The sequence below is a fragment of the Bythopirellula superficialaquae genome (assembly GCF_059632245.1).
In genome coordinates this window covers 3,348,678-3,373,570 of record NZ_CP197426.1, presented here as the reverse complement: position 1 = coordinate 3,373,570, position 24,893 = coordinate 3,348,678, and the positions used below count along the sequence as shown (strand labels likewise).

Below are 24,893 nucleotides of genomic sequence, written 5' to 3'. Positions count from 1 at the left end.
CCAGTTTTCATGTCGAATCTTTCTGTTTGGCTCAAACCCATTTGGCTGCTTTCGCTTGGCACAACCGCCGGGCTAGTGGTTCTCGTAATCTTGTGGGGGCTGCTGTACTTGATCAATCGCCGAGCCGCTTTGTCGGTCTTGGGCACGGTCAAGGAAAGCATTCTCCTGCCGGTCACCTATACGCTCACCACTTTGGGCATCTTGGCGCTCTTGGCGACACCGACGATGAATCCCTCGGAGGTGTTTGATTCGCTCGGCCGCATCAGCTCCGTGGGCCGTGTCGAGAAAACGATCACCGTCCCCGCAGGCGCGCAAGACGAGGTGCTGGCCGTTTCATTCCGCCCCGATGAACTGCAAAGCTACTTCATCGAAAGCGAGCAAGACGTCGCCGTGAACGTCGAGAAGGGCAAAAAATACATCGCGCCTTTGATCGAAGTTCAAGGCGATCAGCTTTACAAATGGTCACCGGGTGAGAATCTACCCCGTGGTTTTGAAGAAAATGTTGAGGAGCTCTACCTCACCAACGACAGCGATCTCGACAGCAAGGTGACCCTTATCTTCGAGAGCGACGTTGAAATGCCTGAAGTGCATTATTTGAAGACGGCCGCGCTGGGCGTCATTGGATTGTACTTGGGTTATCTGCTGATCAACCTGTTGGCGCCGAAAGCATCGATCATTGCCGCCGCCACGTCCAAGGAAGCCATCTCGCAGCCGCTGTTTATCCTGCTGATCGGCATCGGCATCGCCGCGTTGCTGCTCTACGTCTATGTGCCTTACAACACGTTCGGCGAAGACGTAAAGATGCTCAAAACCTCGGGCATGACCACAATCAAAGTCTTGGCAATTATCTTCGCCCTTTGGACCGCGAGCGTGTCGGTCGCCGACGAAATTGAAGGCCGTACCGCACTGACCGTGCTTTCCAAGCCCGTGGGACGCCGTTCCTTTATCTTTGGCAAGTTCCTGGGTATCGTCTGGCCGATCCTGTTGATGTTCCTGATCTTGGGTGCGGTCTTCTTGCTCACGGTTTCGTACAAAGTCGTGTACGACGCCCGTGAATCGGCGAAGGAAGCTCCTATTTGGCAGGATTGTTTTATCGAAGTCGTGCGGATCGTGCCCGGCTTGATTCTCGCGTTTTTTGAGGCGGTCGTGATGGCGGCCATCAGCGTGGCGATCTCGACCCGGCTTCCTATGCTGCCCAACTTGATTATCTGCGGCTCGATCTATGTGTTGGGTCATTTGGCTCCGTTGATCGTGAAATCCTCCGTGGGTGACATCGTTTATGTCAAATTCATAGGGCGGTTGATCTCCAACGTGCTCCCCGTGCTCGACTATTACGAGATCGAAGGGGCCATTGCGGGCTCATCCTCCGTACCTATGGAATATCTCCTGATGACGGGGCTGTACAGTTTGCTCTATTGCGCCGCGGCAATGCTCCTAGCGCTGATCTTTTTCGAAGACCGCGACCTTGCTTAGCCCACAAGTCATTCTGAGGGAGGCTCACCGAACGAAGAATCTTGCTTGAACAACTATCAGCTTGCTGGTGCTTTCCAAGGCTTGAACAGAGCTGGACACGCATTTTTCCGTTTTTCGCGTGAATCTTGCCCACGGAACGACTATATTCTCCAAAGCGGCAACCGCTCACGGAGAATCTCGCATGGAACGAATCGGGCACTCTATTTTTCCAATTCTCATTGTGATGGCGAGCTTGTCGTCCTTCATTGAGCTACGGGCCGAAGAAGGCCCCTCGATGGATGTCATCAGCGAGGAGCGCTGGGCCGAGGTCGATGATTCCGTCGAGAAGGGTTTAAACTGGCTCGCCAGTCAGCAGCAGCCTGATGGTTCCTTCCCCACATTGCCCAATGGCCAGCCTGGAGTTACTGGGCTGTGCGTGCTTGCCTTTCTCGCACACGGTCACACGCCCGATTCCGAGCCGTATGGCAAAGTCGTCGAAAAAGCCGTCACTTACATCGCCGAACGCCAGAAGCCCAACGGCTTGATCGCGCTGATTGCTCCTACCGGCGACGAGATTACTCGCAATGTCTCGCGCACCGTGGGAGAGACCGTCACCTATAACCATGGCATCGCAGGCGTGGCGTTGGGGGAAGCCTATTCACTCACCGGGGGCACCACCGCTGATGAAATCAAGGAAGTGCTTGAGAAGGGGATCGATGCCACGCTGACCATGCAGAATTGGCAGAAGGCGCGCCCAGTCGATCAAGGGGGCTGGCGGTATCTTGATCTATTGGATCGCGACGGCGAAGCGGTTGATTCCAATCTGTCGAACACCGTTTGGCAAATGCTGTTCTTGCGCTCGGCCAAGAATGCCGGTTTTGATGTGCCACAGCAGTCGATCGACGATGCCGTGGTCTTCATCAAAAATTGTTACCATCCCGACTATGGCACATTCGTGCTGATGCCGTCGCACTACGATCACCGCACCCGCGGGATGTCAGGCGCCGGCGTGGTTTCCTTGGCGCTGGCCGGCATGCACGAATCCGAAGAAGCCCGCACCGCGGGAGATTGGATCCTTGAAAACGGCTTCGAGAAATACAACGTCGTCGAACCATTCGGCCAAACCGGTTTTCTTGACGACCGCTATCACTACGGCGTCTTTTTCTGCACACAGGCTACCTATCAATTGGGTGGCCATTACTGGGAGAACTTTTTCCCGCGGATTGTCGACGTTGTTCTCAAAAATCAGCGTCCCGAAGGATCATGGGAAGCGGAACGTCACAGCAACGACTACAAATTCGGAAACACCCACACGACGGCAATGATGCTGTTGGCGCTGGGGGCACCGAATCAGTTGCTGCCAGTGTTGCAGCGTTAGCCGGCATCGTCCCGATGCCGTTTAAGCCCGCCATTAATCTTTCAAGCAGTGCTGATTGGCCATCGAAATGCCACTCAGGATGCTCCCCACAATGCCGACGAAGCCTTGATCCGTTCCACAGACGAAGAGATTCGGCAAATGTGTGCGGCCATCGAGTTGTTTGTCAGGTGCACCATAAATCGCACCACCATCATGACCCGTGAATCGCACGATCGTGTTCGGTGTGAACATATCGGTATCGAGCACACGGCTACGATAGTCGGGAACGAACCTCACCGCCGAATCTGTGATGCGGTCGTACCATCGCAGCTTTTCGAGGCGGTAATTCTTCTCATCAAGCCCCTGCCAGAAATCGAAATTCGCGAGCGCCGTGATCCGCATCGTCCCCGGTACGGCCTTGCCGCCGTCCGATTCTTCGTAGGCAAAATTGTTGGGGCTACAAATTACGCCGCTTCGCACGTCGCATGGTTCATCAGGGACGGTCCAGTGGAATTGATCGCTGTCGTTGAAAAAGGTGATCGTCGACACATGGCCTAGTTCGCTTGGTTCAACGTCGAGCGTCGCGATGGTTTCACAAAAGGTAAGCCGCCCTGAACTGCGGGTCGTCACGGGTTCACCATCATCGCACAGCCGCATCGTCTCGTGCCAACCCGCCGAGGAGAGCACTCGCCGACCTTCCAGGAACTCACCATTTTCAAGAAGCACTCCGCGAACCTGACCGTTTTCGACGACAATCTCTTTGACGCCGGTGCGCAGTTTCAGCTCACCACCAAGTGCGCGAAATTTGCGAACAAGTTGCTTCAGGATAAGCCGCACGCCGGCTTGAGGTCGGCCAAGGCCTTCGAGGAAGATGCTGCGAAACATGATCGAGAATTGTCCCCAATCCATGTCATGCTCCCGTGCCGAGCCATAGAACATCAAAGGGCAAAACAACATTTCCAACAGCAGCGGGTCGCCGATAAACTCCGCGACCTTGGCCCGCGCAGAGATTGCTTGATGCGATTCGTTGAGATCGTCGTATTCGACAATCGCCGCGATCAGGCGGTCGAAGTTATCACGCTCGGCGGGGAACTCGTTAGCAACTTCCGACCGCAAAAGATCGATATCGTTATCAAAACACAAACGCACGCCGGGGAAGACGATATCCGAGCCCAACTGCGGCGCTATTTGCAGTTCGTCCCACGACATTTTGAGCTGCCGTAGTAGCCGCGCAAGGGGGCCTTTTTTGGTCCCCTTGGGCGTGATATTCGTGAGGGCGTGCAGGCCCACGTCGTAGTCCCGGCCGCGTAAGCGATAAAACGAATTCAACCCGCCAATCGTCGTGTGACGTTCGAGAATGCAGACGCGCTGATCGTAATAGGCAAGGCGAATTCCCGCCGCGAGCCCTGACATCCCCGCGCCAATGATAATCGTGTCGTACATGATTGGCTGTCGCGGAGAATCATCCCTCTCTTGCGAGAAAGACCGGGCGTTAGACTTTCTGGATATCCTTCATCAATGGCGTGAGATAAGTCACCGTGGAATTCATGCTCGCCAGGTTCATGTAATCATCTTCTGGGATTTGCACGCGATGGCGCTTGCGCAATTCCATAACGATGTCGAGGAAGTCCATGCTGTCGAGTTCCAGCTGCTCGCGGAAGTTCTTATCGTCATCAAGTTTCGATAAATCTTCGTCGGGAGCGATTGATTCGAGGATATCCAAAACTTCTTCTCTGATTTCTGAGTTTGTCATATTTCGATTTACCTTTGAGTCGAGGAAATCGTGAGCTGCTCACGCATAACCTGTCGACATTAAACCTTCTTGATAATTACTGCCGAGTTGATCCCCAGCATGCCAAATGAATTGTTGAGGATGTAGTTCACTTCTTTCTTGGCCCGCGGCTCGCCGAGCACCAAGCCCGGCAGCGCACACTCCGGATCAAGATTGTCCACATTGATCGTGTGATGGCAAATGCTATCGTCAAACGATGGCAAATTGCCTGCCAATTCCAGCGAACCCGCCGCGCCCATCGCGTGGCCGATGAAGCTCTTAGTATTGTTGATATAAGTCCGTTTTGAATTGCCAAACACCATGCGTAAGGCCGTGCACTCTTGGATGTCGCCGCTGGCTGTGGCCGTGGCGTGTGTGCTGACGATGTCGATATCCTCGGCGTTGAGCCCCGCGCGTTTCAACGCTTGGTTCATGCACCGCGACTGTTGCTCGGGATTCGGCAACACAAAGTCGCTGGCATCGCTGGTCATCGCATGCCCAACCAACTCGCCATAAATTTTGGCGCCCCGTTTGACGGCATCGCTGTAGCGCTCCAAAGTGAACAAACAGCCCCCTTCGGAAACCACAATCCCATTGCGGTCGCGGTCGAAAGGCCGGCTCGCCTTGGTGGGGTCGTCATGCGCTGCGAGAGCACCCTGACTGGCAAAGCCCGCGAAGATGCCGAATGTGCGAATGCTTTCCGACACGCCACCGGCAATCGCGAAATCGCATTCATCCAGGAGCAGCATCTGCGCGCCTTGAATCAACCCGGCGTTTCCCGCCGCGCACGCCGCACCGATCGTGTAATGCGGCCCCGTGATACCCATGTTCAGCGTAATTTCGCCAGCGGGGTTGTTCGCCACGGTACGAGGATTGTGATGGTGCGACCAAACCTTCGTGTCGTAGTTGAAGGCTTTGATCTCGTTGATTTCGTTTTCAGTCTCGACATTGCCATGCTCGGTCACGCCGATGTAGACACCCACACGCTCGCGATTGAGCTGTTCCCATTCGATTCCCGAATCGGCGACCGCCTCATTAGCACAGTAGATCGAAACGCTGCCGGCCCGTGTGCCGCGGCGAAGTTCTTTACGTTTTTGATACTTCAGCTCGTCGAAGTGGCATTCCCCGGCCAGCGTATCTCCCACGTAGCGAATGTTATAGCGGTCGACACCGCTCTTGCCCGCCAACAACGCGGCACGGTAGTCCGTGAGGTTGTCACCGTTGGGGGCCGTAAGCCCCACGCCGGTAATCACGATTCGCTGGTCATCCAAAACGCTACGGATCATGTGGAGTTGCTGGAAGCACCTATTTTTACTGGGGATGGCAAGGAAAATTGAGAACTCTTAAAGGTATCCCGAGCCCCGCCAATTGACAACCCGGCGGAGTGGTAACTACGAGCCGCTCTTCAGCGAGAAAAAGCCTATTCCGCCAGCCCCAAATGCCGGTTGAAGGCGATCCGTTGTGACTCTTGGCCAAGCTGCTTGGTGCGCGTGTTCCAGCGTTCCTCCACCACAGTGAGTACTTCTTCTGCCGTTTGTTCGCCAGAGATGGCTTTTTCGAATGCTGTTTCCATTTCTGCCAAGTACTGGTCAATCCCAGGAATGCGCGGGAGCAAGTAAGCATCGCCTCGCGACATTTCCGCTGTCAGCCAACTCACGCGGTTGTCTTCACCAGCTTCGGCAAACCATTTCGCACCTTGCGACACTTGCGAAGCACGATACCACAGCGTCGCGGGACTACGCTGGCTGAGCTGCGTACCAGTGGAGCCGCTGACCAACCAAGGCAATAATTTGAATGCCGAGGCAGCGTTCCGTGAACTTGTTGTCACGCTGACCAGACGGCCAGCAAAGCCACACACCACCGGCGGCATTGTTTCCTCCGAAGCTTCCCATTGGTGGAGGCTTTCGCCATACTCTTCGTTAGACAACAACAGCGGAGAAAGTTGTGATTGGCTGTTTGCTTTGGGCAAAACAATTTCGGCCTGAAGGGATTCTTTGTCGGTCTTGCCAGACATTTCTTCGAGCGCTCGAATGAGTGGGGGCGTTGCCAATTTCGCTTCGAGTGTTTGCGGATCAAACAGCAGCGATGCCCGATCGACGTGTGGCGTCGCGGCGAGCCCGCGCGCCAAGAATTCGCCGACTAACGGAAACGGTCCGGCAACGAAATTTTTGCCCGTTCGATGAGGACCAAATTCCTGCCAAGTCTTCGGGGGCTTCTCTGGGATTTCTCCTTGCCATGCCAGCACCAATGGCATGTCCCCCAGTGAGAGCGCAAATACTTCGCCCCCGTAACGCACGGTCTGGTCGCGAATCAGTGTGAGAAAGTCCCCCCAACCCAATTTTGGATCGTCGAGCACCGTCTCGCGAACCGGCCGCAGCCACTCGCGCATGACGAGCTCTCCCACGTATCGCGATGGATAAATGACAATGTCGGCGGGCAGTTTTTCTGATTTCGCCAAGTCGGCAGACGACATCTCAATGACCGCCAGTTCGCCCCCGCTCCGTTCGCTCCATTCTCCGGCAAGCAGGTCGATTCCCTTAGCCAATTCCGCGTCATCGACCACGAGGACAGTCAATTTCACCGCAGCGTGCGGCTTGGTGGTTTTTGCATTGGGAGTTTGAGGTTTCTCGGCATCGCGACAACCCCATGAAAATGCGCAGATCAGGACTAGAAACAATAGCCGCATCGTGTGTACTGTGGTGCCTAAAAGGAGAGCATAGGGAATAGGTTCTTCTTTTTTAGCCGCTGACGGCAGCCCGCGGTATACCCTTTTCACGTCACGACCAGCTTCCACTGGCGACTAATTTTCAATTACAGGAATCGGCATGAGCATTTGCATAGGTATCGACGTCGGCACTTCGGGCACAAAGGCTCTCGCGATCAATCCTGAAGGCAAGATTTTAGCGGAAGCCTCGGCGGGCTACCCCTTGCACCATCCCCAACCCTTGTGGAGCGAGCAGGACCCCGAGGATTGGTGGCAGGCCACGATCAAAGTCGTGCGGGCTGTCGTCAAAAAAGCCAAACTGAAAGCCGCCGACGTCAAAGCCATTGGCCTTTCTGGGCAAATGCACGGAAGCGTATTCCTCGACAAGCAAGGTAAGGTGATTCGCAGGGCACTTTTGTGGAACGATCAGCGTACCGAAGCCGAATGCGCCGAAATTGAGAAGCGAGCCGGTGGACGCAAGCAACTGATCAAATTGGTGGCCAATCCCGCGCTCACGGGCTTCACGGCTCCCAAAATTCTTTGGCTCCGCAACCACGAGCCCAAAAACTTTGCCAAGTTGGCCAAGGTCTTGCTCCCTAAGGACGAAATCCGCCGCCGTCTCACTGGTGAGTACGCCACGGAAGTCAGCGACGCCAGCGGCATGTTGCTGCTCGACGTCGTGAAGCGTAAATGGTCGAAACAACTTTTGAGCAAGTTGGAACTCGATGAAAGCCTGCTCGGCACGTGCTACGAATCTGAAGAAGTCACGGGCAAGCTCACAGCAGACACCGCGAAGCTTTTGGGCCTCACCACCGATTGTGTCGTTGTCGGCGGGGCAGGGGATTGTGCCGCTGGCGCGATTGGCAATGGCATCGTCAAAAGCGGTTTGCTCAACACGTCGCTTGGTACGTCGGGAGTTGTCTTTGTCTACAGCGACGAACCTCAGTTTGACCCCGAAGGACGCCTGCACACATTCTGCCATGCCGTGCGCGGCAAGTGGCACATGATGGGCGTGACGCTGTGTGCCGGGGGATCGCTGCAATGGTTCCATGACAAAGTGTGCGCGGGCGATGGCAAGGTGATCTACGAACAACTGACGAAAGAAGCGGCCGCGGTTCCCGCCGGGTCCGAAGGATTGCAATTTCTCCCTTATCTTACTGGCGAGCGCACCCCGCATTTAGATCCCAATGCCCGCGGCGCATTCGTGGGGCTAACGCTCAGCCATTCCCGTGGGCACATGACCCGCGCGATTATGGAAGGGGTCACTTATTCTTTGCGAGAAAGTTACGCGATCATGAGCGATCTGGGCGTTCCCGTAAAACAAATCCGCGCTTCCGGCGGCGGCGCAAAGAATCCTTTCTGGCGGCAGATGCAGGCCGACGTCTTTGGCAAGCCGGTCTTTTCGATGGTCGCCGATGAAGGAGCGGCTTACGGCGTAGCGTTACTGGCCGCCGTGGGAGCAGGCGAATTTAAGGACATTACCGAGGCCTGCGCCGCGACAATCAAAACGGCCGATGAATCCAAGCCCAATGCCGCGGCACGCAAAGTCTACGACCGTGGCTTCCCGATTTATCAGAGCTTGTACAGTTCGCTCAAGGATGAGTTCAAGAAGCTTTGTTGAGCAGATAAGTATGAAGAGCATTAGTACAACCAGTGAATCACCGAAGAGCGCGCGCAGGGTTTTACTTGGATCTCTTAGTTGGCTTTTCTTGGCTGTGCTTGGAATTATCTGTTTTTTGCTATGCTTAGAAGCTTATCCTGAATGTACTGTAGAAATCCATTGCGCAAGACATCTTCGCGGTATGTATGTCTATACGGCGATCACTCTTCTAGCCTTGATTGGGTGGCGGATGCTATTTGGGCCTTTTGTATATGTGCCCCTTCTCGCCGGATTTGTCAGCGTTTCTATAGATACTGGCGGTGATTCAGTCTCCCAATTACTTATGTTTATCTTCGTTGGACTGATTATTGGCGTGATTGTCGATCACAATGTTAGGCAAAGATGTTCAAAGCATGAGCTCTCATAGCCAAATCGCAACGTGATTTCGGAATTCTGACTTCCGAGCCCCTGAAAGTGAGTTGAGTGGAGTATAATCAACCACTCTTCACCAACCTAATGATTAGGGCTGCCATGTTGCGTCTTTTGATCGGCGTCTTCTTTATTTTACAGGCCTCTTTTGGCTTGGCTGAATCCAGTTGGCCGGAATTCCGTGGCCCCAATGGTCAGGGCGTTTCTGCGGAAAAAAATCTTCCGCTCTCTTGGAGCGAAACCGAAAACGTTCATTGGAAAACAGATATCCCTGGCAACGGATGGTCGTCCCCCGTGGTGGATGACGGTAAGATATGGCTCACCACCGCGACCGTCGTTGAATTGAGCAAAGAAGAGCAGGCAGCTAAAGTGGCTGGAACACAGCTTGCCGATCAAATGATCGCCGCCCGCACGGTCACACTTTGGGCCGTGGAAATCGACCTCGAATCGGGGAGCCTGCTACGCAAGATCAAGCTGCTCGAAGTCCTTGAACCCGCGCCCATTCATTCGCTCAACAGCTATGCCTCGCCGACCCCGATTTTGGCGAACGACAGGCTTTATTGTCACTTTGGTGACTATGGTACGGTTTGTCTCGACATTAAGAGCGGCGCAATTCTGTGGCAAAAGCGTTTTGCTCTCGACCATCGTGTTGGGCCAGGGAGTTCGCCCGAGTTGTGGGAAGACTTGCTGATCGTTCCCTGCGATGGTGCCGACGTACAGTATATCGTCGCGCTCAATAAAGACACGGGTGAAACCGTCTGGCGAACCGACCGGCCACCGATTCAGCAGACCAATGGTGAATTTCGCAAATCCTATTCGACTCCGCTTGTGATTGAAGTCGACGGCGCGGAACAAGTCGTGATCCCGGGTGCCGAGTGGTGTGTGGCTTACAAACCGCGGACCGGTGAGGAGATTTGGCGGCTGAATCACGGCCATGGTTTTTCGCTGGTCCCGCGGCCGGTGTTCGACGGCGAGCGGCTTTACTATTGCACCGGCTTTATGAGCGATCGGCTGATCGCGGTTAAACCCGACGGCGTGGGGGATGTCACCGCCACTCACATAGCCTGGGAAGTCGCAAAGCAAGTTCCCACGATGCCCTCGCCCTTGGTTGTCGACAAGCGCGTGTACATGATTAGCGATCGCGGGGTCGCCACCTGTTTTGAAGCCGAGACGGGCGAAGTCGTCTGGCGTGGTCGGATGCCAGGCCGCTATTCATCGTCCCTCCTTTTTTCCCCGGGCCGGATATACATTGGCAACCACGCGGGCATGACGACCGTATTCGCCACCGGCGACGAGTTTGAAAAACTGGCCGAGAACAAACTCGATGGTCAATTGATGGCGTCTCCCGTGCCTGTCGATGGCTCACTGCTCTTGCGCACAGGCACACATTTGTACCGGGTGGGAATGTGATTAAGAGATGCGTTCGCCTAGAGCTTCTGACGTATTGTCTCGCACTCTTTTATTCAGCGGCAGTTTCTGCTCAGGATAAACCTGCCGAAGTTAATATTGCGAAGTCGAACGATTATCCATCACACGCCCCTCTCATCGGCGCCTACTACTATCCTTGGTATGGCGTAAATGGTAATCCCACTGCCGATGACTGGCGAAATGCGCTCCGTCAGCAGCTTGCGCCTTCCCAGACGCCCCGCATCGGTCTTTATCGGTCGGATAGTGCCAACGTTATTGCCGAGCATGTTAAACAAAGTCGGCAAGCAGGTTTATCCTTTTGGGCTGTGAGTTGGTGGGGACCAAGCACGCCGACTGACCAGACTTTTCGCGAAGCCATTCTCAAGCATCCCGATGCTGACCAATTGCGTTACGCCGTGCTTTATGAAAGCACCGGACGGCTGGGCGAACTCAATAAGCCACATTACGACAAGCTTCTCGAGGATTTTGCGTATCTCGAGCAACACTATTTCGATCATCCCCATTATCTGCAAATCAACGACCGACCGGTCGTGTTTATTTATCTCTCTCGCGTGTATTTTCGCGACCAGGGCCACGAAGAACTTGCTGAGTTGCGTGCCCGCTTTCCCGAGGTCTATCTCGTGGGCGACGATGTCTTTGGGCCGCGCTATCGTGCTGAATGGGCCAAGAACTTTGATGCGGTAACGGCCTACGATGTTTACGGCCAGTCCACCGCTTTAGAAAAGGCTAGCCAGGCAGCCATCACAACCTTGGCCGACAACTACGGTAACGCACGCCGTAAGGCCAACTCCGTGGGTACGGCGTTTATCCCCACGATTGCTCCCGGCTACAACGACCGTGCCACCCGCGATGGCCACGCCGGGACCGCACGCTACTTGATCGACGAGCCGCAACAGGAAGAGGGAAGCTTATTCCGCGCGATGATCCGCAAAGTTGCGCTTCCCAATCTCGACAGTTCCTGCGGCCGGTTGATGATGGTCACGAGCTTCAACCAATGGTACGAGGACACCCAAATCGAAGCGACCGCAGGCACGGTGCAGCCAACGTCTATTGACGTTTCCAAATCAAAAAAACATTTCACAAAAGGAGATCGGTATATCGACTACGGAGATCTCTACCTCAGGATCCTGCGCGAAGATGCGTTGAAGTAACGACCGCCGTAAGGTGCATACCGAAAAGCCTCAAGTAATTCCCCAATAATTTCAATTCTTGCCACCGAGCTCCGATGACTCGACTCGATTGAGGTGCTAGCGTAATGCAAAATTGCCGACAATTCTCGGTAGAAATGAAGATTGTTGTACTCCCAGAAATGCCCTTTACGTGTTTAGGGCTTCTCGGCACAATACGCCCCGCTCGCTGCCAGGGGGAACCCGCGGCATTGAGTAAGTATTACCCACCGCCCACCCCGCTTGCCGGGCAATGAGTGCCCCGGGCGGCCAAAACAATCGGTCGGTCAAGGATGACCTTTTCCAGCAAGGAGTGCTGACGTGAGAGCCCATCTGTTCGCGTGTGTTTCCCTGTGTGTTGCTTTATTCTGTTCCGTGGCCAGCGCCCAACAACAACAGCCTCAGTCGGGCCCGAGTGCAAATGCCGCTCGCTATGGCTACGCGGTTGTCGACGTCACCTACATCTTCAAGAACTACGCCAAGTTCAATCAGCAGATGGAAGGCATGAAAGGCGCGATGGAATCGGCTGATGCTCAACTCAAGGCCGATCGTGATACGGTCGCCGGTAAAGAGCAAGCTCGTGAACAGTACAATCCTGGCTCACCCGAGTTCAAGCAAGTCGACGAAGAAATCGCTCGCTTGAAGGCTGAGTTCCAATTGAAGGCTGGCAAGATTCGCCGCGACTTCTTGGAGAAGGAAGCTCAAGTCTATTACAGCACGTTCATGGAAGTGAGCAACGCGGTTCAATACTACGCCCAGCAGCACAGCATCGGCATGGTGTTGCGTTTCAACGGCGACTCGATCGATCCGAACAATCGCGAAGACATTTTGCGTGCGATCAACAAGCCGGTTGTGTTCCAAAACAACGTCGACATCACACCTGATGTGTTGGCCTTGTTGAATCGTGGTGGTGCCCCGGGCAATGCTGCTCCTGCCGGCAATCTGGGTACGGCCAATGCCGCCACTGGTGCTGGTGCCGCCGCAGGTGCTCCGCAACGCCGCTAATCGACGGATTGATCCATCTTTCTTTTGACTTGCTGACTGACAATGACTTTCCTCCGCCAACAACGCACTATTCGCCGACCGGTAGCCGTCCTGGGCTTCGGCTATCACACGGGTAAAGACGTGCGTGTCGAATTTCGTCCTGCTCCCGCGGGAGCAGGAATCACATTCGTCCGTGAAGATCTCGGGCTCAATGCTCGAATTCCGGTTCGGTGTGAGCATCGCTACGAAGTTCCTCGGCGAACCTGTTTGAAAGTCGGTCAAGTTCATGTGGAAATGGTTGAGCATATCCTCGCCGCATTGGCGGGTTTGCAGATCGACAACTGCGAAATCGCGGTCGATCAACCCGAAATGCCGGGCTGCGATGGTTCGGCGATGGCTTTCGTGGCTGCCGTCGAATCCGTGGGAGCGGTCGAACAAGAGCGGGAAGTGAATCGCTTAGAGATCACCGAGCACGTCGCGCTAACGAGCGGCGACATGCGGATCGAAGCCTTTCCGAGTGCGACCAACTCCTACACGCTTGAATATACGGTGGACTATCCCAACGATCCGGTGATTGGTTATCAAATCGCAAGCTTGGAGGTCACTCCTGAATTGTTTCGCGATGAGATTGCACCTTGCCGGACGTTTGTCTTGCAGCGCGAAGCCGACGAAATGTTGCGAGCGGGCCTGGGCAAACGGGTGCGTTCGCACGATTTGTTGATTTTCGGTGATAAGGGGCCAGTCAGCAATCGATTACGATTCGACAACGAATGTGCCCGGCACAAGGCGCTCGACGTGATCGGCGATCTGGCCCTGACGGGTTGTGAAATTGAAGGCCACATTGTGGCTTATCGGAGCGGACATCGCTTGAATGCGGCATTCGCTCAGGAATTGCTCAGACGCTTTGCGGGCGTAACCCTCAAAGCGAGTGCGTAGCGGGCGGATTTTACAGGTGACTTTGGCAGGCCGAGTAACGAGATTCGAGTAATGGCAACCAGCATAGCAGCAAACGCCTGGATCGACCCGCGAGCCGAAATCGACGAAGAAGTCGAAATTGGTCCCTTCTGCATGGTCGGTCCCGGGGCAAAAATCGGATACGGCACGCGTCTGTTAAACCATGTCACGATCATGGGCAACGTCACGCTCGGCCGCAACAACACAGTTTACCCCAACGTCGTTCTCGGGGCTGAGCCCCAAGATGTGAGCTTTCAAGGGGCTAAAACCTACGTCGAAATCGGCGACAACAATGTTTTGCGTGAAGGTGTTTCGGTCAATCGCGGCACGGAAAAAGAAGATGGCATCACCCGCATTGGCGATCACAACTTCTTGATGGGTAATGTTCACATCGCCCACGATTGCAAACTCGGCGACCACATTATTATTGCTAATGGCTCGCTGTTGGCGGGACACGTCCACGTTCACGATTACGCCTCGATCTCGGGGGGGTGTGCCGTTCACCACTTTGTGACGATTGGCAGTTATAGTTTTCTGGCGGGATTGAGCCGGGCGCTGCACGACGTGCCGCCGTTCATGCTCGCCGAAGGAATCGCGGCTCATCCGCGGTGTATCAATATCGTCGCGCTGAAGCGACGTAACTTTTCTTCCGAGGCCATCGACGGGCTGGCAGCCGCTCATCGGCTGCTGTATCGCTCGAAGGTTGGTCTCACTCACGCTCGTGAAATCCTGCGTTCCAACGGCCAAGAAACGCCAGAAGTCGCTCATCTCCTCAACTTCATCGAAGGCCAACAAGTCGGAAAACATGGTCGAGGTCGTGAAGTGAGGAAAGCCGCGTGAGTCGCCTGAAATTGGCTGTTGTAGGTGCCGGTCACTTGGGCCGGTTTCATTCCCGCGTGGCCGCAAACTTGCCTGAGGCACGTTTGGTGGCCGTGGTCGATCCCGTCGCCAGCGCGCGGGAACAAGTCGCCGCGGAAACAAACTCTCAGCCCTTAGCGGATTATCGTGAATTGATCGGCCTGGCCGATGCCGCGATTGTCGCCACCCCCACAACGCTGCACTTCGACGTGGTCCGCGAGCTGCTACTCGGCGGCCTCCACGTGCTGGTCGAAAAGCCGATCACAACGACAGTTGCCCAAGCCGAAGAGCTCGTGAATCTTGCCGAGCGACAACAATTGGTGCTGCAAGTAGGCCACATCGAACGCTTCAATCCGGCATTTACCGCGGTGAGCAATCGCCTGCACGATCCCAAATACATTACCGGCCGTCGGCTAAGCACGTATACGTTCCGATCGACTGATATCAGCGTCGTGTTGGACCTGATGATTCACGATATCGACGTTGTGATGAATCTGGCGCAATCGCCAATCACACGAATCGAAGCTGTTGGTATTTCGGTGCTAAGCAAAGAAGCCGATATCGTGGATGCCCGGTTGCATTTTGCCTCTGGCTGTATCGCAAATTTGACTGCTTCGCGGGTGAGCTACGAAGCCGTCCGTTCGATGCAGGTCTTTACGGATGATTGCTGCGCGACCATCGATTTTGGAGCACGCCAGGCGCGGCTCGTGGAGCCTTGTGCTGAGGTGCTTTCGCGCGAATTCGACGTTGAGGCGTTGAGCGGCGAACAGAAAAACGGGCTCCGCGAGCATTTGTTTACGGCGTTACTCGCCAAAAGCGAAGTACCGGTGACCGATTGCAACGCGATGGAGCAAGAACAGCTCGATTTTACCAAGGCGATTCGCACGAGCAGCGAGCCCCAAGTGACGGGAACTCACGGGCGAGATGCCCTGGCCGTGGCGGAAAACATTATGCAGCAAGTCGAAGCTCATCAATGGGATCAGGGCAAGCACAGCCGCCAAGGATCGTTGGCAATGCCCCACACGGTGCTGGAGCCAACCGACGCCTGGTCGGTGGAAGATACCGTGGTGTTGCGTCGCAAAGCCGGTTAGTCTTACACGCCGGTCTCATATTTCTGTGTGATATATTTCGCCAACTCTTGGCGGCTTGCTTTGGCGGAAAGATTCGGATCTTTCTGCACCCGACACGCAAACGCGGCGAGCTCATCGTCGTGAATCACTTCGCGGAACCAATTCGCGTAGTCTCCTTGCTTGAGATGATGCAGCCACGTGTCGTCGTCTAAGCCCTCGGCAACTTGCATGAACATCCGCAGGTTATGCACGCCCAAATTGAGTTTGTCGTCAGGGCCGCGGAAGTAAAATCGCATGTCGGCATCCATCTCGCCATCGAGATACGTGCGTTGATGCCGCAAGTGTTCGCCTTTTGGCTCGATCCGCTTAAGCCAAGTGGGCGGTCCCTTTTCCCGCCACCAAATGGCTGCCTGGTGAGGCTCGCCATCTTGCGGTGGCGCAAGGGCACCAGGAGTTACACCGATCAACGAGCTATAATTTTGAATCAAACGTGCCGGCGTTTCGCTCAAAGCGAGAAAAAGGTTGGCAGTTGCGAGAATGTCGGGATGCAATCGATCCAGAAACGCCGTGATGAACATGATGCCGCCGATTTGTTCGAGATTGATGTCCTCGCCATGTTGCCACGTTTTGGGGAGCGGATAGTGGGCTTCGTCGACAAGGATCCAATGGGGCCGGCCCGTTTTGCGGCGATACTCGAGCAATGACCGCAAGAGTTGATTGAACAGCTTTGGCTGATTGTCGGTTTTCGTGCCGAACAGACTGACCACGCAGTTCTGTTTAGGTTGGCTGAGCACTTCGATCACTTCTTCCACGGTGGGAGCTTGTTCGCGAGTGCCAAGTACGATGGCGCTGTCGAGACCCTGATAATCTCCCTCGGGATCGATGATGCAGGTCTGATAGCCTTCGGCCATCAATTGTTCGAGCACGCTCAGTGCGAAGCGAGATTTTCCCGCCGCGGGATCGCCCGTCACGAGCACGCGAGTATCGCACAGCGGAACACGAATCTCTTGGCCGTCCAAGTCTCGGCCGAGCAAGGCCCCTTGATCGCTGCGGAGATGAAATTGCTGGAGATCGTTTTCCAAGAGTTGTTCGACGACATGCGTAACACCCGCGCCGCGATCTTGCGTGAGAATCCAATCAGCGCGTTCCTTCACGCTATCGAGCGCATTGTTCACTGCTGCCGAAACGCCGCAGAGGTCGAGAAACGCTTGATCGTTTTCCGCATCGCCGACGCCGACCGTGTTGTGGGGCGAGATGCCGAGTTTTTCCAGCGCCGCCGCGAGTCCCACGGCTTTGTTGATGTTGGTGGGGAGGACCATCACAGCCCCTTTGTTGAAAATGATTTGCAGTTCCAACGTCAGATCGCGAATCGTTTCAAACACGACTGTTTCGTGGGGTGTCCAAGTCGCGACGATCACGTGACCGATTTCCAAAGGGGGCACGCCACGATGGCTCAGGGTGTTCATGAACTCCGGCGGCGGGGGTGAGGCCAGCAAGACTGTTTCTTCGGTGGCCGGATCAAGGATCACCGCGCCATTTTCGGCCACGATCAAATCGAACAAGCCCGTGTGGGGAAAGACTTCCAGCAGCGTCGGCAAAACGCGGCCAGTCACCAGTACCAAGCGGCGCCCCGATTTTTTCACTTTGCGGAGTGCATCTACGGTCGCGTCGTCGACTTGGCCATCAGTGGCGAGGGTGCCGTCGTAGTCGACTGCCAGAGCGTGATATTGCATGAGATTCCGTCCGGATTGAGGTTATGATTTCCTTTCTAACTACGCAATTTCGATGCCAGTAAGCTCCCTCCGCCGCTTACCAAATACAGCGAATTTGTCTATCATTGACGGTCTTACCGATCACCGAATTCGATTGAATAGAGCGACATGCCCAAGGATTTTCTCAAAGACGCACGCGACGAATATGACGTCATTGTCATTGGCAGCGGACTAGCCGGCCTGACCGCGGCGAACATGCTTGGTGCCAACGGCTATCGCGTGTTGCTGCTGGAACAGCACTATAAGCTTGGTGGCATGGCCACTTGGTTCAAGCGGCCGGGTGGGCATATCTTCGATATTTCGCTGCACGGCTTTCCCTATGGCATGGTCAAGAGTTGCCGGCGGTATTGGTCGAACGAAATTGCCGACAGCATCGTGCAGTTGGACAGGATTCGCTTCGACAATCCCATGTTCTCGCTCACCACGACGTTCAACCGCGAAGATTTCACGAAGCTCCTGATCGAGCACTTCCAGTTGACCCCGGAAGTGGTTCACGGCTTTTTCGATGCCGCGCGGAAGATGGATTTTCAGGACGATCAGCATCTCACGACACGTGAATTGTTTGATCGCTTCTTTCCAGGCCGCGAGGATGTGATTCGGCTGTTGATGGAACCGATCACCTACGCCAACGGCAGCACGCTCGAAGATCCGGCGATCAGTTACGGCATCGTGTTTTCCAATTTCATGTCGAAGGGCGTGTTTACGTTCCAAGGAGGAACCGACCGCCTGATCGAGCTGATGGAAAAAGAGCTCGAGAAAAATGGCGTCGATATTCGGATTCGCTGCGACGTCGAGCGGATCGTCTGCGACGGGGGTAAGGCTCGGGGTGTGGAAGTCGGCGGCCGGATGATCAAGGCCAACGCGGTGATTTCCAATGCGAACTTGAAGCACACGATTTTTGGCTTGGTGGGTGAAGAGAATTTCGAGCATCAATTTGTCGAAGAAGCCCGCGCGGTGCGGCTCAACAATTCGAGCACGCAGGTTTACATGGCCCTTAAGCCCGACGATACGATTGAGGAATCGACCGGCGACTTGTTGTTTAGTTCGACGGCCCCCGTATTTCGCACCGATTTGCTTTTGAGCCGTGATATTACAAGCCGCACATATTCGTTTTATTATCCACGGACTCGTCCTCAGAGTCGACCACGCTGTCTGATCGTCTCAAGCACCAACGCCCGCTACGAGGATTGGGCCGACTTGTCGGATGTGGAATATGAGGCGAGCAAAGGTGACCTGGTTGAAACAACGCTCGATGCGCTCGATAAGTATGTGCCCAACATCCGCGAGCGGATCGATCACGCTGAAGCCGCTACACCACGGACTTTTAAGCACTACACCCAGCACGTAGCAGGCGCGAGTTTTGGCACGAAGTTCGAAGGACTCAAGGTGAGCTTCGACGTGCCCAAGCAAATCGAAGGGCTGTATCACGCGGGCAGCGTGGGCATTATCATGTCCGGCTGGTTGGGAGCGATGAACTACGGCCGCATGGTGGCGAGCGACGTCGACAATTTGCTCACAAGCAAAGGTTCGCGTCCTGCCGCGGCAGCTACGGAATAGAGAGGAATAGAACACGGACGAACGCGGATTTATGCGGATAAGATTTTACAGGAGAGAGCAGAGGCAGCAGAGTTGTTTGAAAGCATGATGGCATGAATGTTGGGAATACAAGCAATTATTTCCAAGTCCATTCTCTGCTATCTCTAATTCCTCCTGTAAAAAAATCCGCGACGATCCGCCCAATCCACGTTCTTCCGTGGCCTATGGAATGAATTTATGAGCCTTGAAACCATTAAAGCCGCGATTCCCCATCGGGAACCTTTTCTTTTGATCGACGAGATTGTCGAGCAGGAAGAGAACCGCATCGTCTGTCGCAAGACGTTCACCGGCGATGAATTCTGGTACGCGGGGCATTATCCGAAGTATCCGATCACCCCCGGCGTGTTGCTCTGCGAAGCGGCCATGCAGGCGGGGGCCGTGTTGCTTTCGGGCAAGATCGATCAAAACGGCGATGCTGTGCCCGTGGCCACGCGGGCCAACAACGTACAGTTCAAAAAGATGGTGCTTCCTGGCGATACAGTGTTGATCGAAACGCAACTCGTCGAGAAACTGGCGAACGCGTTTTTCATGAATGCGAAGATTACCGTCGGCGGCAAGGTCGCGGTTAGGTTCGATTTCGCTTGTACGCTTGCAAAGCCTGAGTGATGAATTCAGGGCTGTGATAAAGATAATTAAGACCCTCCCCTAGCCCCTCCCAGAGTACTGGGAGGGGGATTAAAAATGGCCTGTGATTTTCTGCAACTTTCTGGCAAGCGCGTTGTTGTGTTTGGCGTGGCCAATCGCAAGAGCGTGGCGTTCCATGTTGTGCACGAATTGCTTACGGCAGATGCTGAAGTTGTGCTGGTCGTTCGTTCTGAAGATCGGAAGGCTTCGGTCGGTAAATTGCTCCCGGAACTGCCGATATTCGTTTGCGACGTGCAGCATCAGGAGCAGATCGATCGGCTCGCAACGGAATTAACCGCGAATTATGACCGGTTGGATGGGGTCGTCCACTCGATTGCCTTCGGCGATTACTCAGAAGGTCCCAAGCCATTTCATGAAACGAGCAAAGATCAATTCCTGCGAGCGCTCGACGTGAGTTGCTTCTCACTCGTAGCGATATCCAACGCGCTCAAGCACTTGCTCAGCCGCGATGCATCGGTGGTGACGATCTCGATTTCCACCACGCGGATGGCCAGCGAAAACTACGGTTTCATGGCTCCCGTGAAGGCGGCACTTGATTCCAGCTTGGCGTTTCTGGCCAAGTCGTTTAGCAACTTTTCGGAGGTGCGGTTTAACGCGGTCGCACCTGGACTGTTGAAAACGTCGGCTTCAGCGGGTATTCCCGGTTATGTCGATTCTTATTTGTATGCCGAGCGAGCCACCCTGCGGGGGAGGGCGGTGCAGACTGGCGAGGTCGCCGCTGCCGTAGCTTTTCTACTTAGCCCAAAGTCTAGTGGCATCAATACGCAGCGGATTGTGGTCGATGCAGGGATGGATGTGAATTACTTCGATCATCGCTTGATTGAAGGCTTCTTAAGCAAGGACCCTGATAAACTGCACCAGCAAACTTAACAGAACTGTCCGCAAGTTGAACATTTGCTGGGATGTAAAAAATACTGCGTAATCCCCACCAATTTCAGTGGTTGGAGGGGCTAGGATGATGGCAGATTCACGAAAAGCATGATATTCTGGGAAGTGAGGCGGAGTCACCAGGAATCGGGCAGTTACTGGTTTGGGACGAAACGGATTGTCGGTCCGCGGAGACTCCAGCGGGTAACAGAGAACTTTTCTTGGCGGCCTTTGTTCGAAAGGTCTGGGTATGCATACGCCTGTGGCTGTAATCTGCAACTTGATTCCTGCCAATAATTTACGTTATAGCGTATTGCTTCCCTGCCATCCCACCTGACGCCATGTCGAAACAACCGGCTCAAAGTTTTGTCGATCTCGTCAAACGTAGCCAACTGATTGAAGAAGAGCAGTTGGAACGTTTCCTGGCGAAGCTGCGCGCCGCCAACGGCGGGGCGCTCCCCGAGACACAAGAAGCCCTAGCGCAAGCGCTCGTTGAAGCTGACCTGCTGACAGAGTGGCAGTCCGACAAATTGCTCTCCGGCAAGCACCGTGGTTTTATCCTCGGCAAGTACAAGTTGTTGCGAATGCTTGGCAAAGGAGGCATGAGCAGCGTTTATCTCGCCGAGCATATCCTGATGCGGGCCCGGCGGGCGATTAAAGTGCTGCCCAAGAATCGCGTTGCCGATGCGACGTACCTGGATCGGTTTCGCATCGAAGCCCGCGCTGCGGCCAAGCTCGACGACCCAAACATTATCCACACCTACGATATCGACGAGTTCGAAGGCCAGCACTATCTGGTCATGGAGTATGTCGAAGGCCAAGATCTTCATCAGTTGGTGAAAGAGCAAGGCCCGCTCGATTATCTCGTCGCGGCGGATTACATCGCCCAAGTGGCGCGGGGATTATCGCACGCGCATGCGATGGGCCTGATTCACCGCGACATCAAACCCGCCAACTGTTTGGTCGACAAGAATAAAGTCGTGAAGCTCTTGGACATGGGCCTTGCGCGAATCGTCGAAGACGATGAATCCCTCACACTCGATAACAACGAGAATGTGCTAGGCACGGCCGATTATTTGGCTCCCGAGCAGGCGCTCAACAGCCACAAGGCCGATGCCCGCTCGGATATTTACAGCTTGGGATGCACGTTCTATTTCTTGCTGACGGGTCACCCACCGTTCCCAGATGGTTCGATTTCCGAGCGTTTGCTGAAACATCAGGTCGAGCGGGCCCCCAGCATTTTGAAGGACCGCCCCGATGCACCGCCGATCTTGGTGCATATCTGCGAAACAATGATGGCCAAGAAGGCCCACGAGCGCTACCAGACGGCCGATGAAGTCTCTGAATGCTTGGCGGAATGGTTGGCCGATCGTGGGCGTGAAGTTGGCGACAGCGGCAAGAATTTGCTCAGCGGATCGGGTGGCGTCGGGAGCGACGTGTTCCGCCGTTTTGCTCAGTCGATGAATCGTTCCGGGGACTCAGGCGGCAAATCACAGGCGGGGAAATCAGGCAACAAGCTCGTCGCGCAGGTGGCAGTTACAGCGGTCGAGGACGAGGAAGAAATCGGCCTGGCTCCGTTGGACGAAGATAAACCCGCCAAGCCGGTTGAAACCTTTCTTAAGACGGAAACGAAGCCCGAAGATACGCTCAAGGCGACGTTAAGCGATCCGCAGCCGCTCAAACGTCAGAAATCGTTAGTTGAAGAAGCGTTTGAACTCGAAGCGCAAAAAGAAACCGCTAAGATCCAACCGCGCGCCAAGCCCGGTGAGTTTGATCCGCTGCGTCCGCCCGGTTATTCAGGCCCCAGCTACGGCACTCCCGGTTGGGTGTATGTAGTGGTGGGTGTAGGGGTTGTGGCCTTGTTGGGTTTGGTCTTGGTAATCGCCTTAAATTAGTCGGGCGTCTTCGGTCACTGCGGCTTCGATCCCGCCGCGAATACATGTTTCTTGCCATTCCACGCCCAGCATCTGGCAATTGATACCCGAGCCAATTCCCAGGAGCGCCACTTTGTCGCCCCGTTCAATGTGTTTCGCTTCGGCGGCGAGCGCAAGGGTCACGGGCAAGGCTGCGGCACCGGTGTTGCCAAGTGTTTCAAACGTCGAGAAATCGAGCTTCGTGTCTAACCCCAAAGCTTCGAAGAGCAACTTGCGATGGGCCACGCCAACCTGATGGCAGATCGTTTTGTTAATCACATCACGTTGCCAGCCAGACTGCGAAAGGAAGCGGGCGAAAGTCTCCGCTCCCGTGGCGACGCCTTCCTTCATGAGTTGTTCGCTGTCGGTGTGCATGAATGTTTCCATCCTGGCACTTTGACAAAGATCGTGATGCTCGGTGTTGGCGAGCGCGGTGGCCGTTGTGAACTTATTCTTTGTGCGGCTTAGTTCTTCATCGCACAATAGCACCGCCACACTGGCCGAGCCAATGGTCAGCGAGGCGATTAGATTCTTGATGTTCTGGCGATTGAGTGATTCATCCGCATTGAGCCGTTCGATGGTGTTCTCGACAAGTTGCCTGCCCGATTCAGTACCAACGACCAACCCAGCACGGATTTGGCCCAGCTCGATCATGTTGGCCACTTGAATCATGCCCGAGAGAATTCCCAAACAGGCATTCGACACATCATAAATCAAACAATCGGGGGTCAGGTCCAAAGCATGATGGACCGAACAAGCCGTGGCGGGTTCGAGATAATCACGGCAGACCGAGCCGTGGACAAGGGCTCCGATGTGATGCCGTTCTATCTCGGCGGCTTGAATCGCTTGTTCGCAGCTTGTGAGGCTCACTTGACCGGGCAACGTGCCAGCTTGAAAAAAACGCCGTTCGCGGATGCCGGTCATCAGTTCCAATCGCCCGTGCGGCAGTCGTAGCCGTTCGTAAACGGGCGCGAGCCGATGCTCGAGCTCGTCGGTGGTGACGACTTCGCGGGGCAGGGTGTAGCCCAGGGCTTCGAGGCAAACTCGTTGGTAATTCATCAATGACGCCGCAAGGTTGCGATGGACACGCAAGGTGAAACTTTCACAATACAGGTCAAGTTGGCGCGAGGCAACCGCCGCCAAGATCGCACGTGCATCAGCGAATGAAATAAAGTCGTTAGCCGGCATCGTCCCGATGCCGTTCAATTACTCAGAATTTGGAACCAGAATGGATCACAACCATCGAACCCGCGACTGGATCGCCGTGATCTTCGCCCTGGTGTTACCAACCGTGGTGACACTGGCGTATTTCGTTTTGGCCGCGGAGTTTTCGCCGACCGTTCAGCAAGTGACATACGGCGTTGCCAAGACGTTCCAATTCTTGTTTCCCATTGGGTTCGTCGTGCTTGTCCAACGCCGTTGGCCCCAGCTTTGGCCAGTCTCGACTAAGGGCGTCGGTGTAGGACTTCTGTTTGGTCTTACCGTGAGCGCGGCTATGTACGCGCTGTATCATTTCGGGCTGAAATCGACGGAATTCTTTGCCGCCGCTGCGACGGAAATGCGCGAGAAGATCGACGGCATGGACTTGGAATCAGCCACGGTGTTCATTGCCGTGGGAGTGTTTTACAGCCTCGTGCATTCCTTTTTGGAGGAATACTACTGGCGGTGGTTTGTGTTTGGACAAATGCGCGAGCTCACCCAGCTGTGGCCGGCGAATGTGGTTTCATCGCTCGGTTTCATGGCGCATCACGTGCTAGTCATCGGCACGTACTTCGGATTTTTCTCGCCAGTGACGTGGCTGTTTTCGTTTTGCGTGGCCATTGGCGGCGCTGTCTGGGCTTGGCTCTACGACCGCTCGGGAAGCTTGTTGGGGCCTTGGCTGAGCCATTTATTGGTCGATGCGGCAATTTTTCTGATTGGCTACGAAATTGCCGGGTCGTTGCTCCAATCGTGACATTTCCCGGCATTTCCTGCCCATAGTGGTTGTCGGCCAAGAACACACCATCTTGTGCTAGCAGAAAAATTTGGGCCCAACATAGGCTAAGTCCTTGCCTTTATCAGACACTCGGTTAAATTCACCCCCACGACTTGCATCCTCATGCCTATGCCGTGTGACAACGGCCACAGCCACAAGGAGTGTTTCTGAGGCGAAGCGATAGGGACGTCAGCCCGAACTTGATGAAGCGGAGGGAATTCCGCATGGCGACACGACTCGAGTGGGGTTGTTAGCAATAGCTCCCGAGAGCCGCAAGCTTTAAGAGCAGTCATGGGTCGGTCAGGCTTCGAGATATTATGGATTCTACAGGTGCCAAGGAAGGTACAGCCGC

20 protein-coding genes are annotated in these 24,893 nt (G+C 54.9%); 14 read left to right on the top strand and 6 right to left on the bottom strand.

The annotated features are described in order from the left end of the window. Positions 1 to 9: 9 nt before the first annotated feature. Both SH678x_RS13790 and SH678x_RS13785 read left to right on the top strand, forming a co-directional pair. On the top strand, positions 10 to 1,473 hold the full coding sequence (locus SH678x_RS13790; RefSeq protein WP_496919039.1) for an ABC transporter permease: 1,464 nt from the start codon (positions 10 to 12) through the stop codon (positions 1,471 to 1,473). Positions 1,474 to 1,654: 181 nt separating this feature from the next. Beyond that, positions 1,655 to 2,830 carry a prenyltransferase/squalene oxidase repeat-containing protein gene (locus SH678x_RS13785; protein ID WP_496919038.1) on the top strand — a complete coding sequence of 392 codons (1,176 nt, stop codon included), beginning with the start codon at positions 1,655 to 1,657 and terminating at the stop codon, positions 2,828 to 2,830. Between the two features lie 33 nt (positions 2,831 to 2,863). On the opposite strand, the gene SH678x_RS13780 is transcribed toward SH678x_RS13785, so the two are convergent. From SH678x_RS13780 to SH678x_RS13765, 4 genes are all read right to left on the bottom strand, one after another. Continuing rightward, positions 2,864 to 4,252 (bottom strand): phytoene desaturase family protein, encoded by a 1,389-nt coding sequence (locus SH678x_RS13780; RefSeq protein ID WP_496919037.1) that lies wholly within the window; start codon positions 4,250 to 4,252, stop codon positions 2,864 to 2,866. Positions 4,253 to 4,301: 49 nt separating this feature from the next. Continuing rightward, positions 4,302 to 4,562: an acyl carrier protein gene (locus SH678x_RS13775; protein WP_496919036.1), complete on the bottom strand. Its 261-nt coding sequence runs from the start codon at positions 4,560 to 4,562 to the stop codon at positions 4,302 to 4,304. A gap of 59 nt (positions 4,563 to 4,621) precedes the next feature. Further along, positions 4,622 to 5,866 (bottom strand): beta-ketoacyl-[acyl-carrier-protein] synthase family protein, encoded by a 1,245-nt coding sequence (locus tag SH678x_RS13770; RefSeq protein ID WP_496919035.1) that lies wholly within the window; start codon positions 5,864 to 5,866, stop codon positions 4,622 to 4,624. A 134-nt stretch (positions 5,867 to 6,000) separates the two neighbouring features. Next, a complete protein-coding gene (locus SH678x_RS13765; RefSeq protein WP_496919034.1) occupies positions 6,001 to 7,266 on the bottom strand; it encodes a hypothetical protein in 1,266 nt (421 codons plus the stop codon). A 139-nt stretch (positions 7,267 to 7,405) separates the two neighbouring features. On the opposite strand from SH678x_RS13765, the gene xylB reads away from it, so the two are divergent. The 7 genes from xylB (at position 7,406) to SH678x_RS13730 (ending at position 15,794) form a co-directional block, all read left to right on the top strand. Then, positions 7,406 to 8,905: a xylulokinase gene (gene xylB, locus SH678x_RS13760; protein WP_496919033.1), complete on the top strand. Its 1,500-nt coding sequence runs from the start codon at positions 7,406 to 7,408 to the stop codon at positions 8,903 to 8,905. 510 nt (positions 8,906 to 9,415) lie between these two features. Next, the gene (locus tag SH678x_RS13755; protein ID WP_496919032.1) at positions 9,416 to 10,723 is read left to right on the top strand and encodes a PQQ-binding-like beta-propeller repeat protein; all 1,308 of its coding nucleotides are present in this window, start codon (positions 9,416 to 9,418) and stop codon (positions 10,721 to 10,723) included. Continuing rightward, positions 10,720 to 11,892, top strand: a complete 1,173-nt coding sequence (locus tag SH678x_RS13750; protein ID WP_496919031.1) for a glycoside hydrolase family 71/99 protein — start codon at positions 10,720 to 10,722, stop codon at positions 11,890 to 11,892. The genes SH678x_RS13755 and SH678x_RS13750 overlap by 4 nt, the downstream gene beginning before the upstream one ends. 336 nt (positions 11,893 to 12,228) lie before the next feature. After that, positions 12,229 to 12,912, top strand: coding sequence for an OmpH/Skp family outer membrane protein (locus SH678x_RS13745; RefSeq protein WP_496919030.1), 684 nt, complete (start codon positions 12,229 to 12,231; stop codon positions 12,910 to 12,912). A gap of 42 nt (positions 12,913 to 12,954) precedes the next feature. Next, positions 12,955 to 13,827, top strand: coding sequence for a UDP-3-O-acyl-N-acetylglucosamine deacetylase (lpxC, locus tag SH678x_RS13740; RefSeq protein ID WP_496919029.1), 873 nt, complete (start codon positions 12,955 to 12,957; stop codon positions 13,825 to 13,827). 51 nt (positions 13,828 to 13,878) lie between these two features. Continuing rightward, positions 13,879 to 14,685, top strand: a complete 807-nt coding sequence (gene lpxA / locus SH678x_RS13735) for an acyl-ACP--UDP-N-acetylglucosamine O-acyltransferase (protein WP_496919028.1) — start codon at positions 13,879 to 13,881, stop codon at positions 14,683 to 14,685. Then, entirely contained in the window at positions 14,682 to 15,794 is a 1,113-nt protein-coding gene (locus SH678x_RS13730; protein ID WP_496919027.1) for a Gfo/Idh/MocA family protein, read from the top strand. Before lpxA ends, SH678x_RS13730 begins: the two co-directional genes overlap by 4 nt. A gap of 2 nt (positions 15,795 to 15,796) precedes the next feature. Here the strand turns inward: SH678x_RS13730 and SH678x_RS13725 are convergent, their stop codons facing one another. Beyond that, entirely contained in the window at positions 15,797 to 17,506 is a 1,710-nt protein-coding gene (locus SH678x_RS13725) for an HAD family hydrolase (protein WP_496919026.1), read from the bottom strand. Between the two features lie 147 nt (positions 17,507 to 17,653). Between SH678x_RS13725 and SH678x_RS13720 the strand changes: the two genes are divergently transcribed. The 4 genes from SH678x_RS13720 (at position 17,654) to SH678x_RS13705 (ending at position 22,548) form a co-directional block, all read left to right on the top strand. Then, positions 17,654 to 19,102 carry a phytoene desaturase family protein gene (locus SH678x_RS13720; RefSeq protein ID WP_496919025.1) on the top strand — a complete coding sequence of 483 codons (1,449 nt, stop codon included), beginning with the start codon at positions 17,654 to 17,656 and terminating at the stop codon, positions 19,100 to 19,102. A gap of 216 nt (positions 19,103 to 19,318) precedes the next feature. After that, complete coding sequence (locus SH678x_RS13715) at positions 19,319 to 19,747, top strand: 3-hydroxyacyl-ACP dehydratase FabZ family protein (protein ID WP_496919024.1); 429 nt, start codon at positions 19,319 to 19,321, stop codon at positions 19,745 to 19,747. Positions 19,748 to 19,822: 75 nt separating this feature from the next. After that, on the top strand, positions 19,823 to 20,656 hold the full coding sequence (locus tag SH678x_RS13710) for an enoyl-ACP reductase FabI (RefSeq protein ID WP_496919023.1): 834 nt from the start codon (positions 19,823 to 19,825) through the stop codon (positions 20,654 to 20,656). A 338-nt stretch (positions 20,657 to 20,994) separates the two neighbouring features. Beyond that, positions 20,995 to 22,548: a serine/threonine-protein kinase gene (locus SH678x_RS13705; RefSeq protein WP_496919022.1), complete on the top strand. Its 1,554-nt coding sequence runs from the start codon at positions 20,995 to 20,997 to the stop codon at positions 22,546 to 22,548. On the opposite strand, the gene SH678x_RS13700 is transcribed toward SH678x_RS13705, so the two are convergent. Further along, entirely contained in the window at positions 22,540 to 23,754 is a 1,215-nt protein-coding gene (locus SH678x_RS13700; protein WP_496919021.1) for a 3-oxoacyl-ACP synthase III, read from the bottom strand. The genes SH678x_RS13705 and SH678x_RS13700 overlap by 9 nt on opposite strands. A gap of 40 nt (positions 23,755 to 23,794) precedes the next feature. Between SH678x_RS13700 and SH678x_RS13695 the strand changes: the two genes are divergently transcribed. Continuing rightward, complete coding sequence (locus SH678x_RS13695; protein ID WP_496919020.1) at positions 23,795 to 24,520, top strand: CPBP family intramembrane glutamic endopeptidase; 726 nt, start codon at positions 23,795 to 23,797, stop codon at positions 24,518 to 24,520. Positions 24,521 to 24,893 lie beyond the last annotated feature (373 nt).

Coding starts and splice junctions, on each gene's coding strand:
- SH678x_RS13790 (WP_496919039.1), top strand. CDS start 10: ATGTCGAATCTTTCTGTTTGGCTCAAACCCATTTGGCTGCTTTCGCTT.
- SH678x_RS13785 (WP_496919038.1), top strand. CDS start 1,655: ATGGAACGAATCGGGCACTCTATTTTTCCAATTCTCATTGTGATGGCG.
- SH678x_RS13780 (WP_496919037.1), bottom strand. CDS start 4,252: ATGTACGACACGATTATCATTGGCGCGGGGATGTCAGGGCTCGCGGCG.
- SH678x_RS13775 (WP_496919036.1), bottom strand. CDS start 4,562: ATGACAAACTCAGAAATCAGAGAAGAAGTTTTGGATATCCTCGAATCA.
- SH678x_RS13770 (WP_496919035.1), bottom strand. CDS start 5,866: ATGATCCGTAGCGTTTTGGATGACCAGCGAATCGTGATTACCGGCGTG.
- SH678x_RS13765 (WP_496919034.1), bottom strand. CDS start 7,266: ATGCGGCTATTGTTTCTAGTCCTGATCTGCGCATTTTCATGGGGTTGT.
- xylB (WP_496919033.1), top strand. CDS start 7,406: ATGAGCATTTGCATAGGTATCGACGTCGGCACTTCGGGCACAAAGGCT.
- SH678x_RS13755 (WP_496919032.1), top strand. CDS start 9,416: ATGTTGCGTCTTTTGATCGGCGTCTTCTTTATTTTACAGGCCTCTTTT.
- lpxC (WP_496919029.1), top strand. CDS start 12,955: ATGACTTTCCTCCGCCAACAACGCACTATTCGCCGACCGGTAGCCGTC.
- lpxA (WP_496919028.1), top strand. CDS start 13,879: ATGGCAACCAGCATAGCAGCAAACGCCTGGATCGACCCGCGAGCCGAA.
- SH678x_RS13725 (WP_496919026.1), bottom strand. CDS start 17,506: ATGCAATATCACGCTCTGGCAGTCGACTACGACGGCACCCTCGCCACT.
- SH678x_RS13720 (WP_496919025.1), top strand. CDS start 17,654: ATGCCCAAGGATTTTCTCAAAGACGCACGCGACGAATATGACGTCATT.
- SH678x_RS13715 (WP_496919024.1), top strand. CDS start 19,319: ATGAGCCTTGAAACCATTAAAGCCGCGATTCCCCATCGGGAACCTTTT.
- SH678x_RS13710 (WP_496919023.1), top strand. CDS start 19,823: ATGGCCTGTGATTTTCTGCAACTTTCTGGCAAGCGCGTTGTTGTGTTT.
- SH678x_RS13705 (WP_496919022.1), top strand. CDS start 20,995: ATGTCGAAACAACCGGCTCAAAGTTTTGTCGATCTCGTCAAACGTAGC.
- SH678x_RS13700 (WP_496919021.1), bottom strand. CDS start 23,754: ATGCCGGCTAACGACTTTATTTCATTCGCTGATGCACGTGCGATCTTG.
- SH678x_RS13695 (WP_496919020.1), top strand. CDS start 23,795: ATGGATCACAACCATCGAACCCGCGACTGGATCGCCGTGATCTTCGCC.